Genomic DNA, 13,147 nt, shown 5'->3' with positions numbered 1-13,147 from the left:
AGCCCCGACCTTGCTACGGATCCGAGACCTCCCCACCTCGCCAACCACTCCCAAAAGAGCAGCCTTGCGTTGAAGGGAGGCGAATTATGGCATGGTTATTTCGGTATCGTGCCCTTCGGCCGCATTTTTTTGCCCAACCGCCACTTCCCTATAAAAAGAGCGCGCGGCAACACCTCTACCTCTACCTCTACCTCTACCTCTACCTCTACCTCTACCTCTACCTCTACCGGCCGGACTCAGGCTACAGTTTGCAGCTTCTCTTTTTTCGATCTTTCTGAACGGATCTCGACATGCCGCACCTGACGATGGACTACAGCAGCAATCTGGGCACTCTGGACGTGCCTCATATCCTTGGGGCGCTGAACTCGGCCATTGCGGCATCGGGCCAGGTGGCCGACCCGCTGGATCTGAAGGGCCGAGCGAACCGGCACGAGGTCTATCAGATCGGAACGCCGGATGTGGACCAGGCCGCGCACGGCTTTGTGCATGTCACCCTGGCCCTGCTGGCGGGCCGCGCGCCCGATGCCAAGAAGGCCATCAGCGCCCGCCTGATGTCGGTGCTGCAGGAGCAGGCCTATCCGGCGGCGCTGCGGGTGCAGTTCAGCGTGGAGATCCGCGACATGGAGCGCGAGACGTACAGCAAGGCGTTCCGCGCGGCCCAGGACTGAGCGCGCCCGTGACTCACACGCCGTAGGTCTGGCGGTAGGCCTGCACGCGTTCGTGGTGTTGCTTGACGGTGGGGTCGGCGCTGCCTTGCAGGAAGTCCAGCAGGTCTTCCAGGCGCGCGATGGTGCAGACGTGCATGCCCAGGTGGTCTCGCACGTACTGGACGGCGCTGTGCGGCACGTCCCGGCCGTTTTCGGTGGCTTTCTCCTGGCGGTCCAGTGCGATGGCCACCGCATGCGGCGTGGCACCGGCGCCCTTGATGAGGGCAATGGATTCGCGTGCGGCCGTCCCGGCGGACATGACGTCGTCGACGATGAGCACCCGGCCCTGCACCGGTGCGCCCACCAGCGTGCCGCCCTCGCCATGGTCCTTGGCTTCCTTGCGGTTGTAGGCAAAGGGCACGTTGCGGCCGGCCCGCGCCAGTTCGACGGCGACGGTGGCGGCCAGCGGGATGCCCTTGTAGGCGGGACCGAAAATCATGTCAAACTCGATGCCCGAATTCAGGATGGCCTGGGCGTAGAACGCTGCCAGGCGGCCCATCTTGGCGCCGTCGTCGAACAGGCCGGCGTTGAAGAAGTAGGGACTCAGGCGACCGGCCTTGGTCTTGAATTCCCCGAAACGCAGCACGCCGCTTGCCACGGCGAATTGCACGAAGTCTTGTGCCAGGCGGTCTGCTGCCGCTGGCTCTGTATTAACCGACATGGGGATTTCCTTGTTCAAACTGATCAGCCTCAACCTCAACGGCATCCGCTCGGCCGCCAGCAAAGGCCTGGCCGAATGGGTCGCACAGACGCGGCCCGATTGTATTTGCGTCCAGGAACTGAAGGCGCAGGGGGCGGATATCGCCGACCGCTTCGAAGAGCTGGCCGCCCCCGGCTGGGCCATGAAAGGCCACTTTCACTACGCGGCCAAGAAGGGCTACAGCGGGGTGGGAATCTACACGCGGCATGAGCCCAGCGACGTGATCGTGGGTTATGGCAACCCGGAGTTCGACGACGAGGGGCGCTACATCGAACTGCGCTTCGACACGCCCAGCCGCAAGCTATCGATCATCAGCAGCTATTTCCCGAGTGGGAGTTCGGGCGACGAACGCCAGACGGCCAAGTACCGTTTCCTCGAAAGCATGTTTCCGCACCTGCACACGCTGCGGGCCGACCGCGAACTGGTGCTGTGCGGCGATATCAACATCGCCCACCAGGAGATCGACCTCAAGAACTGGAAGGGCAATCTCAAGAACAGCGGTTTCCTGCCCGAGGAGCGGGCCTGGCTGACCCGCCTGCTGCAGGAGGCCAGCCTGGTCGATGTATACCGCAGCCTGCACCCCGAGACCACGGGCGAGGCCTACACCTGGTGGAGCAACCGGGGGCAGGCCTGGGCCAAGAATGTGGGCTGGCGCATCGACTACCAGCTGGCCACGCCGGGTATGGCGGCCCTGGCGCGCCAGACGTCGATCTGGAAGGACACGCGTTTTTCGGACCACGCACCGCTGCTGGTCGATTACGACTACACGCTCTGAACCGTGGCCGGCGGGCCGGGTGGCGTCGGCGAGGTCAGCAGCCACTCGAGCAAGACGGCCAGCAGTTGCTCCGGCTCGGTGCAATCGGTGGCACCGGGCAAAGCCATGTCGGCATGCAGGGTGAAGACCGGCTTGCCCCACTTGAGGCCCATGGCCATTTCGGAGAGCGTGCCCATGTTGCCGCCGATCGCCACCAGGCAGATGGCGCTGCGGGCGATCACGGCATTGCGCATCTCGCCCATGCCGGTGGGTATGGCGACGGTCAGCCAGGGATTGGCGGCCCGGGTATCGTCTTCGGGCAGGACACCGATGGCGATGCCGCCGACCTCGACGGCCCCTTGCGAAGCGGCCGCCATGACGCCGCCGCGTCCGCCGCAGATGACCGCCAGGCCGCTCAGCGCCAGCTGACGGGCAATGAAACGCGCGGCCGTGCAGACCTGTTCGTCGCCGTCGCCCGGGCCGATGACGGCCACGGGCTGGCGAATGCGCGCCGGGCCCTGCTGGCGCGCCAGAAGCCGTCGGCTCAATTCAGTGACCGGCACCGGCAGTACGTTCTCTACGACGTGCAAGGACATCTCCCATTCCCATGACTACAACGCAGACCATCATCAGAAGCAAGGACATGGCGGCTGCGCCCGCGAAGTCCGAGCCGCCGTCGCTGACCTTGGAGAGCAGCAGCAGCGGAAGTATGTTGAGCTGGGTCCCGACCAGGGCCAGCGCGGTTCCGTAGGTCCCCATGGCCAGCGCGGCCACCATGCACGCACTCGAGAGCACGGAAGGCCAGACTTCGGCCAGGACGGTGTCGGCGAAGGCGCGCCAGCGGGAGGCCCCGAGGGTGCGTGCCGCGTCCAGCGGACGGGTGTCGAGGTTGGCGAAGACCGGGTAGAGGGTCAGCGCGACCCGCGGGACCAGGTAGTAGGCATAGGCCACGCCCAGGCCGCCGACGCTGTAGATCCAGCTGCCCACGACGGCAGGATCGCCGCCCAGGAAAGCCAGGATCTGGGTGACGAAGCCGGCGCGGCCGAAGGCCAGGATGAAGCCATAGGCGATCACCAGCCCCGAAAAGGCCAGCGGCAGGGCCAGCAAGGCCATGAGCCAGCGCCTGCGCGAGACGGGCTGGCGCGCCAGTTCCACGGCCAGCACCGTGCCGACAAGGCCGGCCAGCAGACCCGCGCACAGTCCCAGCGCCAGGGTGTTGCGCAGGGCGCCCCAGAACAACCGGTCGCCCAGGACCCGGCCCATGGCCCCGCCGCCATCGCCCAGGGCCTCGGGCAGCAAGGCCGCCAGCGGCGCGGCAAAGAACAGGGCCAGGAACACCCAGGCCGGCCAGGCGCCGAAACGCTGGAGCGCAGCCGGCTTCACTTGAGAGCGGCCTCGGCCCACTGACGGTCGACTTCGGCCTTGCGGGCCGACGCCTTGACCACGTCGAGCGGCTGGATCTGCGGGGCGGCGGGCATCTTGGCCTGCACGTCGGCCGGCAGCACGGTACCGGGCACGGCCGGGCGGACATAACCCTGGGCGAACAGGCTCTGGCCGGCCGGGCTCATGATGTAGTTGAGCCAGAGCTTGCCGGCATTCGGGTTGGGACCGTTCTTGACCAGGCTGATGGCATAGGGTGCGGCCACGCTGGCTTCGCGCGGGATGACGACCTCGACCGCGTCGCCCATGCCGTCGACATGCTTGGCCTTGAGGCCGTCGTTCTCGTAGCCGATCCAGATGGGGATTTCGCCCTTGAGGAACTTGGCGTAGGGCGTGGTGCCCTCGATGCGCTGGACATTGCCGGCCGCATGCAGGCGAGCCAGGTAGTCGGTACCCGGCTTGATGTTGTCGACGCTGCCGCCATTGCCGTAGGCGGCGGCGAAGACCACCACCTGCCCCACGCCGGCGGTGCGGGGGTCGAGGTAGACGACGGTGTTCTTGTATTCGGGCTTGAGCAGGTCGGCCCAGCTGGTGGGCACGTTCTTGACCAGCTTCTTGTTGACGAGGAACGCGATGTTGAGGGTGTGGATGGTGAACCAGCGGCCGTCGGCCTCACGGAACACGTCGGGCAGCTTGTCGAAGTTCACGGGCTTGAAGGGCGCCACCACGTCCTTCTGGACGGCATCGACGGCCGAGGCCGCGAAGTAATAGGCGGTGTCGGCCTGGGGGCGGCGGCGGGTCTTGTCGAGCGCAACGACCGTGGCGGCCGATCCGAGGTCGTTGTAGGTCAGTTCGACTTCGGGATAACGTTTCTTGAAGTTGGCGAACAGCGACTTCCAGTTGGCCCACTCGGGACCGGTGTCGAAGGAGACGACGAGACCTTCCTTGCGGGCCTCTTCGTACAGGGCGCTCTCGCCCGCATACAGTTCCGCGCCCTCGAAGGCCAGGGCGCTGCCGGCGGACAGGGCAGAGAGGGAAACGGCACCGGCGGCCAGGATGAGTTGTCTGCGTTGCATGGTGAATCCTCTGGATGGAAGATGAAGACAGGGTGGTTGTGACGTGATGGGTGCGTGTCCGGTGTTCGACCGGTCAGTGGTCGAGCAGGCGCAGATGCGCCGGATCGATGGCGACGGCTTGCGCAGCGGCCTGGCGGCCTTCGACCAGCAAGGGCCGGACACCCGGTGCGAGCTCGAAGTCGTAGCGCAGCAGCGCCCCGAGGTAGCGCTGGCGGCCGGGCGTGCCGGTCAGGCGGTTGGGAGTGCCCGGCGGCGGATCGGCCTGGACATGTTCGGGCCGGATCAGCACATGCACGGCGCTGTCGAGCGCGTGCCCGCCGGTATCGGCCTGCAGTTCGGCAAAGCCCAGGTTGATCCGGCCGGGGCCGGCGACACGGGCGGGGTAGATCGTGGACAGGCCCACGAACTCGGCCACGGCACGGCTGGCCGGACGTTCGTAGATTTCACGCGGCGTGGCGAACTGCAGCAGGCGGCCGTCCTTGAGCATGGCGACCCGATCGGCCATGGCCAGCGCTTCTTCCTGATCGTGGGTCACGAGCAGGGTGGTCGCACCGAAACGCTGCTGGATCTGCCGGATCTGGTCGCGCAGGTGGCCGCGGATGCTGGCGTCGAGCGCAGCCAGCGGCTCGTCGAGCAGCAGGGCCTTGGGGTCGATGGCCAGGGCGCGCGCCAGGGCCACCCGCTGCTGCTGGCCGCCCGAGAGCTGCCCCACGCCGCGCTCGGCATGCGCCATCAGGTCGACCATGCTCAGCAGCTCGAAGGCGCGGGCACGGCATTGGGCGGCCGGCAGCTTGCGCAGGCGCAGCCCGTAGGCGACGTTGTCGAGCACGCTGAGATGAGGGAACAGGGCATAGCTCTGGAACACCATGCCGACGTTGCGCTTGTGCACGGGCCGCCCCTGCAGGTCTTCGCCGTCGAGCACGATGCGGCCCGAGTAGCCGTCGGACAGGCCGGAGACCAGCTTGAGCAGGGTGGACTTGCCCGAGCCGCTGGGGCCGATGACGGCGACCAGCTCACCGCGCTGGATGTCGATGCTCACATCGTGGAGCCCCTGGTGGCTGCCGGGATAGGTGTAGCTGACACGGTCGAGTACGAGGCTCATGATTTTTTGAGAACGAGGGACGACACGAGGGCCGAGACGCTGGCCAGCAGCAGCAGGATGACGGTGGCCGCGCAGGCGAAGCCGGTGGCGCCGTAGAAGGCCTGCAGGAGCACCACGGGATAGGTGCGGTCCTGGAAACCGACGAGCAGGTTGGTGATGTTGAATTCGCCGACCGAGATGGCGGCAACCATGACCAGCCCGGCGGCCAGGCTCTGGCCCAGGTTGGGCAGCACCACGCCGAGGAACTGCTGGCGCGGGCTGGCGCCCAGCGTGGCGGCGGCCTGCTCGAGGCGATCGAGGCGCAGATGGCGCAGATCGGCCAGCAGGGCCTGGGTCAGGTAAGGCAGGGTCTGCACCGCGTGGGCGGCGACCAGCAGCGGCAGGGTGCCCAGCCACGGCATGAGGTCGGTATTGAAGACGATCATGTAGCCGAAGCCCAGCGTGATGGTGGGGACGGCCACGGGCATGGCACTGACGATGCGGGCGGCGGCACTGCCCTTGCGGCGGGCGCCATGGTAAAGGGCGTAGGCCAGGGGCACGGCCAGCAGCGTGTTGATGACGCAGGCGCCGCCGGCCACCAGCAGGCTGTTGGTGAAGGCGCGCCGGAAACTGCTGTCGTTCCACAGTTCGAGATACCACTGCCCGGTCAGGCCCGTGGGCAGCAGGGTATTGGTCCAGTTTTGCCCCACGCTGCCGATAAGCAGGAGAGCAATGGGCAGCAGCAGGTAGATGCCGTAGAGCACGGCGACGCCGCGGATCACGGCCGGGCTCCGTTTGCCAGGGGTGGACAGGTGACAGGTCTCATCTCGATGTTTTCCGATTGCGATACCATTTACCGGGATTCATGTACCGCCGTTTTTTGTGTTGGCTCGTATCTGGGCTTGATATTAGAGATATTCGAGGTTTCCATGGTTGAATTCCAGCGCCCTGTTCTTTCCAAAATGGAAAGTGTTTTTCATGCTGTCGTCACAAAGGCAGCGCTGCGGCCATGAAGAGGGATTGCCCGACCATCCAGGAACTTCTGGCGTTCGATGCCGTGGTTCGTTACCAGAGTGTGACGCAAGCCGCTCAGGCCCTGTGCCTGACTGCCAGCGCGGTCAGCAAGCAGTTGGCGGGGCTGGAGGCGTTCGTCGGCCAGCCGCTGTTGCAAAAGCAGGGGCGGGGCCTGCTTCCGACGCGGGCCGGCCGCGAGTACTGGCAAAAAATCACGGGCAGCCTGCGCACGATCGAGACCGCCACGTTCGAGCTGCGTTCGGGCGGCGCGGGCTCGGGCATGCTGACATTGGCCAGCGTGCCCACCTTTCTGACCAAGTGGCTGGTGCCGCGGCTGATGTCGTTTCGCCGGCAGCACCCCCACATCACCCTGAGCTTCCGCGAACACCTGGGCCCCTACGACAGCATCGCGCCGGGTGTGGATGCCGCGGTGCGCTACGGCGAGGGCAACTGGCCCGGCATGGTGTCCGAATACATCGCCGGCCACGAATTCGTGCTGGTGGCCGCCCCCGGCCTGCTGGAGGCCACCCCGCTGCAATGGCCGGCTCAACTGGTCAAACACACCTTGCTGCATCACGAGGAGGCCGTACAGGCCTGGCGGCTGTGGGCCGCGCAGCACGGCGCGGGCGAGCTGCCTCTGCTGTCGGGTCCACGCTTTGCGCAATATTCGTCGCTGATCCAGGCCGCCTGCAGCGGACTGGGCGTCGGCCTGGTGCCCCGCTTGCTGGTCGAAGACGAACTGGCCAGCGACACCCTGCGCATTCCCTGCGGCGAGACGATCAAGATCGATCAGGGCCATTACCTGTGTTATCGCGAAGAGCGGCTGGAGCAACCGGCCTTCATGGCGTTCAGAAGCTGGATCCTGTCGGCCGAACGCAGTATTCCGGGCAGCTGAGCCGGCCCGAACGGGCCCGCCTGCCTGACGATCCCTGCGCCGTCGTCATGGATAGCGCAGTCCAGTCGTCGTCGACCGGCCCGCAGACTGCCTAGAATGGCAGGCTTGCGCAGTGGCTTCCTCGCCCGGCGGGTCGGGGTCATGCCCGACAGCGGCCGAGGGCCTGCCAGCGTATGCTGCGCTTCAAAACCCCCTGAACATCTCACCACAGGTTTCCACAATGTCCCAACAGCAAATCGGCGTGGTCGGCATGGCCGTCATGGGCCGCAATCTGGCGCTCAACATCGAAAGCCGCGGCTATTCCGTGTCCATCTACAACCGCTCGCGCGAAAAGACCGACGAGGTCGTGGCCGAGAACCCCGGCAAGCAGCTGGTGGCGACCTACACGGCACAGGAGTTCGTGAATTCGCTCGAAAAACCGCGCCGCATCCTGCTGATGGTCAAGGCCGGCGAGGCCACCGACAAGACCATTGCCGAGCTCACGCCCTTCCTGGACAAGGGCGACATCCTGATCGACGGCGGCAACACGTATTACAAGGACACGATCCGGCGCAACCGCGAGCTGTCCGAACAGGGCTTCAACTTCATCGGCACCGGTGTCTCGGGCGGCGAAGAAGGCGCGCTCAAAGGCCCGTCCATCATGCCCGGCGGACAGCGCGAGGCGTACGAGCTGGTGGCTCCCATCCTGGAGAAGATCGCGGCACGCGCCGACGGCGAGCCCTGCGTCGCCTATATCGGAGCGGACGGCGCCGGACACTACGTGAAGATGGTGCACAACGGCATCGAATACGGCGACATGCAGCTGATCGCCGAGGCCTATGCGGTGCTCAAGCAGGCCCTGGGCCTGGACAACGCGGCGCTGGCCGAGACCTTCACGGACTGGAACGCCGGCGAGCTCAGCAGCTACCTCATCGAGATCACGGCCGACATCTTCCGCAAGAAGGACGAGAACGGCATCGATCTGGTCGACGTCATCCGCGACGCCGCGGCCCAGAAGGGCACGGGCAAGTGGACCAGCCAGAGCGCACTGGACCTGGGCGTGCCGCTGTCGCTGATCACCGAATCGGTGTTTGCCCGTTTCCTGTCGGCGATCAAGGACGAGCGCGTGGCGGCATCCAAGGTGCTGAGCGGACCGAAGACCGGCGCCTTCGAAGGCGACACCGCGGCCTTTGCCGAAAAGGTGCGGCGTGCCCTGTACCTCGGCAAGATCGTTTCGTACGCCCAGGGATTTGCCCAGCTCAAGGCCATCTCGGAAGAGAACGAATGGGCGCTTCAGTATGGCGAGATCGCACGCATCTTCCGCGCCGGCTGCATCATCCGGGCGCAGTTCCTGCAGAAGATCACCGATGCCTATGCCGACGATCCGGCCCTGCCCAACCTGCTGCTGGCCCCGTATTTCACGAAGATCGCCGACGACTACCAGCAGGCCCTGCGCGACGTGGTGGCCTATGCCGTGCAGCACGGCATCGCGGTGCCGACGCTGTCGGCTGCCATCGCCTACTACGACAGCTACCGCAGCGCCGTGCTGCCGGCCAATCTGATTCAGGCGCAACGCGACTATTTCGGCGCCCATACGTACCAGCGTGTGGACAAGCCCGGCACCTTCCACACCGAATGGCTGGCCTGAGGGCCCACGAAGGCCTGCCGGACTGGATGGACGCGCGCCACTCGACGCGCGCCTATGCGCCACGCGAAGTGCCGCTGCCCCTGCTGCAGAACCTGCTGGTGCAGGCCCGGCGTGCGCCCAGCGGCGCCAATCTGCAGCCGGGCCACTTCTATGCCGTGCAAGGCGAGATGCGGCAGCGGCTGACCACGGCGCTCGAGACCGCCTGGGCAGCCGGGGCGCAGGAAAGCGAGGACTACCCCTACTTTCCCCGTCCGCTGCCCCTGTCGCTGCGCCGCCGCCAGGTCGCAGCCGCACAGGCGCTGTACAGCGCGCTGGCGGTCGCACGCGAGGACCGCGCGGGACGCGACCGCCAGTTCGCCCGGAATTTCCGTTTCTTCGATGCCCCGGTGGCGATGGTGATCACCATCGACCGCAGCATGGGCAGTGGCTGCTACATGGACCTGGGCATGGCGATCTATGGCCTGATGCTGGCCGCGCAGGCCCAAGGACTGGCGACCTGCGCCATCGGGGCGCTGGCCTCCTATCCCGAACTCATCCGGCGGACTCTGGCCCTGCCGGACAGCCAGGCGGTGGTCTGCGGCCTGGCGCTGGGTTATGCGCAGGCCGATGCCCCGGTCAACCGCACGCGCACCGAACGCAGCCCGCTGGCGGATTTTTTCACGGTGCTGGGCTGATCCCGGCCAGGCGTTCGACCAGGGCCGCCGTACCGATGCCGCCGGCTCCGGCCGCGCTGGCCAGGCCCAGGGCACCCGGGGCTTCGTCGCGGGCCAGATCCGCCAGCAGACGCACCAGGGCGATGGCGGCCGACGCGCCGATCGGATGCCCGCGTGCCAGCCCACCGCCACGCCGATTGAGACGCTCGGCGGGCTGACCCAGGACATGGGCGAAATCCAGCGCCTGCACGGCAAACGCATCATGCAGTTCGATGGCCGCCAGGTGGCCGGCGTGCAAGCCGTGCCGTGCCAGCAGCGCCTGGCTGGCCCGGGCGGCAGCCGCCAGCGGCACTTCGGGTGCCCCGCCCAGCGCCAGACCGCCGAGCCAGCGGGCCCGAGGCGTCAGGCCCAGACGCTCGCAGCCCTGCGGGCTGGCGAGCAGCACCAGGCCCGCGCCATCGGCGCGCGGCGATACGGCCAGTGCGGTCAGGGAGCAATCCAAGCCGTCGTCGCTGCGCGCAGTCACCACCGCCGGCAGACGCAACGCTCGCTCGGCGGACAGCGCCCGGGGGTGACTGTCGCACGCCAGCCCCGCCACCGGCACGGTCTCATCGACCCATTGATCGGCATGGGCCAGCGCGCGCCGGTGGCTCAGCAGAGCCCAGTCCTGCTGCGCGGCACGCGTCCAGCGCTGGCTGGCGGCATGGCCCGCAGCGGCGTGCAGCATGTCGGGATCACGGGCCGGATCGGGCGCGAAGGCCGGGCGTTCATAGGCCACGGCCGGCTCGCCCGGGCGCAGCGGGCGGTGCTGGCGAATGGGCGCACGGCTCCAGGCCTCGACCCCACCGGCCACCACGACGGAGGCCTGCCCGGTGGCCAGCAGGCCGGCCGCCATCGCGACGGCGTCGAGCCCGGCGCAGCACTGGGTGTCGACGCTGAACGCCGCGCAGCGATCGGGCAGGCCTGCGGCCAGCGCCACCATGCGCGCGGGGTTGCCGCCCGCCCCCAGGGCATTGCCGAGGACCACGGCATCGACCTGCGCCGCATCGACGCCGGTGCGCTGCAGCAGCCCAAGCAGCACGGGAGCGGCGATGTCGTGCGGGTGGAGCTGGGCATAAGCGCCGCCATGCGGGGCCACGGCGCTGCGTGCCCAGCCCAGGATGAGAGGCGACGTGCCGTTCATGCCTCGAGCAGGGGCAACAGCGGTCCGGCCACGGCAGGCGCCGCCGTCCGCACGGCGAGGGCGAGACGGGCGTGGTCGGTCTTGCCGCTGGGCGTCTGGGGCCACGACAGGCAGAGCCAGAAGCGGCGTGGAATCTTGTAGGGTTCGAGGCGATCGCGGCACCAGGCCGCCAGTTCTTGCGCGTCGAAACGGACACCCGAGGCCGGCTGGACGACGGCGACCACGGCGGTGCCGCGCAGGGGGTCCGGTACACCGAGCACGGACACGGCATCGACCCGCGGATGGGCGGACAGCACGCTTTCCACCTCTTCGGGAAACAGGTTCTTGCCCTGGGTGACCAGCATGCGCTGCTGGCGGCCGGCCAGATGCAGCAGGCCGTCGCCGTCCAGGTGCCCCATGTCGCGCACGGACAGCCAGTCGCCATCTCGGATGGCCGCCGTGATGTCGTGGCCCTCGCCCTGCCCTTGGCCGGCGGCCCCGAGGCCGACATAGTCGATGAAGACCATGGGACTGCGGACAAAGATCAGCCCCGGCTCGCCCGGGGCGGCGGCGCCGCGGATGTCGATCTCGACATTGGAGAAGGGTCGGCCCACGGTATTCGCCGGCAGGTTTTCGTCCGCTTCGGCCCAGGCCATGAAGCTGGTCTCGGAGGCGCCGTAGAACTCGACGATGCGGGCCCGGGGGAACAGGCGGCGCAGCTCGGGCGTGCGTTCACGCATCCAGCGCGCGCCGCTGATGAGGATCAGGCGCGTGGCTTCGATGGGGGGCATGGCACGGCGGGCTGCCAGCGCCAGCATGAGCAGCAACTGGCTGGGGACGGCCACCAGGCAGGCGGCCTGGTCCCGGGCCAGCGTCTGCAGCGATCGTGCGGCGGAAAACCGCTGCTGCACCCGCACGCCCGCCCCGCTCCAGAGACCCTGCACCATGCCGAACAGGAACAGCGAATGGGAAGTGCGGCCAGGGGCGAGCACCCGCATGGCCGCGGCGGGGCCAAAGGTGTCCACGCACACGCGCAGGCTTTCGATCCACGAGCGGTGATGCCGGCAGAAGCCCTTGGGCAGCCCGGTGCTGCCGGACGTGAAGCCGATGTAGAAGGGCGTGAGCGGACCCGGCGCCGGCATCGTGGCCGGCTGTTGCACGATGCGCCGGCGCACCTGTTCGCGCACGGCATCGGGCCAATCGGGGTCGCCCAGCGCAGCCGTCCGGCCGCTGGCGACGATGGCCAGGAACTCGATCAGGCGCTCGGCCGTGCCGCCTTCGTCGAGTGCCCAGGCCACAGCCGGAGCCCGCCGGCGTTCGAGTTCCTGCGCCCGGGCCTGCACGATGGCGTACAGCTCGGCATAACACCACGTGCGGGTCTCGTCGGCCAGCGCCAGGGCATCGGGACGGTGGTGCGCCCAATGGGCCAGCGACTCGTCGAGCGTGCGGAAATCGGGAACGGGCGGCTGGCCGCTCATGCGCGGCGCCGGCCGCCGAACGACCAGTCGGGCAGGCCGCGTGCCACGGTGTGCACGACCAGGGCGCTGACGATGCACTTGACGAGGTCGCCCGGGACAAAGGCCAGCGAGGCCACGGTGGCCTGCCCGGCACTGAGATGGGCCAGGGTCATCAGGCCGACGATGCCGCTGGCATAGACCACCCCGATGCCACCGACGACCGAGGCGGCAAAGGCCTTGATCGCCAGGGACAGCGGCGTACGGCCGGGCAGCAGGGCCATGACGGCGCCACTGACGGCGGCACCCAGCGGCCAGCCCAGCAGGAAACCTGCCGAGGGCGCTGCGAACACGGCCAGGCCGCCCCGCCCGCCCGACAGCAGCGGCAAGCCGAAGGCCACGGCCAGCAGGAACAAAGCCATGGCCAGGAAAGCACGCCACGGCCCGAGCAGGCAACCGGCCAGCATCACCCCGAGCGTCTGGATGGTGATGGGCACGCCAAACGGCAGGTCGATCTTGGGAATCAGGCCGAACACGGCCAGCAGGGCAGCGAACAAGGCCACCAGGACCAGGGAACGCGACGAATTGGAATCTGACATGGACAGAAGATCTCCAGGAGAGAGCCGGCGCACCGACAGGCGGGC

14 protein-coding genes are annotated in these 13,147 nt (G+C 67.9%); 5 read left to right on the top strand and 9 right to left on the bottom strand.

Annotated elements, in window-relative coordinates:
• The first annotated feature begins 290 nt into the window (after positions 1-290).
• On the top strand, positions 291-668 hold the full coding sequence (locus EC845_RS14555; protein WP_123298812.1) for a 5-carboxymethyl-2-hydroxymuconate Delta-isomerase: 378 nt from the start codon (positions 291-293) through the stop codon (positions 666-668).
• Positions 669-681: 13 nt separating this feature from the next.
• Here EC845_RS14555 and pyrE read toward each other — a convergent pair whose 3' ends face one another.
• Positions 682-1,368 carry an orotate phosphoribosyltransferase gene (pyrE, locus tag EC845_RS14550; RefSeq protein WP_123298811.1) on the bottom strand — a complete coding sequence of 229 codons (687 nt, stop codon included), beginning with the start codon at positions 1,366-1,368 and terminating at the stop codon, positions 682-684.
• Positions 1,369-1,378: 10 nt separating this feature from the next.
• Here pyrE and EC845_RS14545 point away from each other — a divergent pair, with 10 nt between their 5' ends.
• Positions 1,379-2,182: an exodeoxyribonuclease III gene (locus tag EC845_RS14545; RefSeq protein ID WP_123298810.1), complete on the top strand. Its 804-nt coding sequence runs from the start codon at positions 1,379-1,381 to the stop codon at positions 2,180-2,182.
• Here the strand turns inward: EC845_RS14545 and EC845_RS14540 are convergent.
• The 5 genes from EC845_RS14540 to EC845_RS14520 all read right to left on the bottom strand — a co-directional run bounded on the left by EC845_RS14540 (position 2,170) and on the right by EC845_RS14520 (position 6,480).
• Positions 2,170-2,709, bottom strand: a complete 540-nt coding sequence (locus EC845_RS14540; protein WP_370451321.1) for a TIGR00725 family protein — start codon at positions 2,707-2,709, stop codon at positions 2,170-2,172. The two genes, EC845_RS14545 and EC845_RS14540, sit on opposite strands and share 13 nt — an antisense overlap.
• A 1-nt stretch (position 2,710) precedes the next feature.
• Entirely contained in the window at positions 2,711-3,544 is an 834-nt protein-coding gene (locus tag EC845_RS14535) for an ABC transporter permease subunit (RefSeq protein ID WP_233598074.1), read from the bottom strand.
• Positions 3,541-4,617 carry an extracellular solute-binding protein gene (locus EC845_RS14530; protein ID WP_123298809.1) on the bottom strand — a complete coding sequence of 359 codons (1,077 nt, stop codon included), beginning with the start codon at positions 4,615-4,617 and terminating at the stop codon, positions 3,541-3,543. Before EC845_RS14530 ends, EC845_RS14535 begins: the two co-directional genes overlap by 4 nt.
• 73 nt (positions 4,618-4,690) lie before the next feature.
• Positions 4,691-5,719 (bottom strand): ABC transporter ATP-binding protein, encoded by a 1,029-nt coding sequence (locus EC845_RS14525; RefSeq protein ID WP_123298808.1) that lies wholly within the window; start codon positions 5,717-5,719, stop codon positions 4,691-4,693.
• Positions 5,716-6,480 (bottom strand): ABC transporter permease, encoded by a 765-nt coding sequence (locus EC845_RS14520; protein WP_123298807.1) that lies wholly within the window; start codon positions 6,478-6,480, stop codon positions 5,716-5,718. Before EC845_RS14520 ends, EC845_RS14525 begins: the two co-directional genes overlap by 4 nt.
• Before the next feature lie 227 nt (positions 6,481-6,707).
• Here EC845_RS14520 and EC845_RS14515 point away from each other — a divergent pair, with 227 nt between their 5' ends.
• The 3 genes from EC845_RS14515 to EC845_RS14505 all read left to right on the top strand — a co-directional run bounded on the left by EC845_RS14515 (position 6,708) and on the right by EC845_RS14505 (position 9,908).
• A complete protein-coding gene (locus EC845_RS14515; protein ID WP_123298806.1) occupies positions 6,708-7,607 on the top strand; it encodes a LysR substrate-binding domain-containing protein in 900 nt (299 codons plus the stop codon).
• 220 nt (positions 7,608-7,827) lie between these two features.
• Complete coding sequence (gene gndA, locus EC845_RS14510) at positions 7,828-9,234, top strand: NADP-dependent phosphogluconate dehydrogenase (protein ID WP_123298805.1); 1,407 nt, start codon at positions 7,828-7,830, stop codon at positions 9,232-9,234.
• Complete coding sequence (locus EC845_RS14505) at positions 9,222-9,908, top strand: nitroreductase (protein WP_233598073.1); 687 nt, start codon at positions 9,222-9,224, stop codon at positions 9,906-9,908. Before gndA ends, EC845_RS14505 begins: the two co-directional genes overlap by 13 nt.
• Here the strand turns inward: EC845_RS14505 and EC845_RS14500 are convergent.
• Genes EC845_RS14500 through EC845_RS14490 form a run of 3 tightly spaced genes read right to left on the bottom strand, consistent with a single transcriptional unit; the run spans position 9,892 to position 13,102 of the window.
• Positions 9,892-11,070 carry a thiolase family protein gene (locus EC845_RS14500; protein ID WP_123298804.1) on the bottom strand — a complete coding sequence of 393 codons (1,179 nt, stop codon included), beginning with the start codon at positions 11,068-11,070 and terminating at the stop codon, positions 9,892-9,894. The genes EC845_RS14505 and EC845_RS14500 overlap by 17 nt on opposite strands.
• Complete coding sequence (locus EC845_RS14495; protein ID WP_123298803.1) at positions 11,067-12,527, bottom strand: AMP-binding protein; 1,461 nt, start codon at positions 12,525-12,527, stop codon at positions 11,067-11,069. Before EC845_RS14495 ends, EC845_RS14500 begins: the two co-directional genes overlap by 4 nt.
• Complete coding sequence (locus EC845_RS14490) at positions 12,524-13,102, bottom strand: biotin transporter BioY (protein WP_123298802.1); 579 nt, start codon at positions 13,100-13,102, stop codon at positions 12,524-12,526. The genes EC845_RS14495 and EC845_RS14490 overlap by 4 nt, the downstream gene beginning before the upstream one ends.
• Between the last annotated feature and the right edge of the window lie 45 nt (positions 13,103-13,147).

The sequence above is a fragment of the Comamonas sp. BIGb0124 genome (assembly GCF_003752175.1).
In the GTDB taxonomy this organism is placed as follows: Bacteria; Pseudomonadota; Gammaproteobacteria; order Burkholderiales; family Burkholderiaceae_C; genus Comamonas_F.
This window is presented reverse-complemented; position numbering and strand designations above follow the sequence as displayed.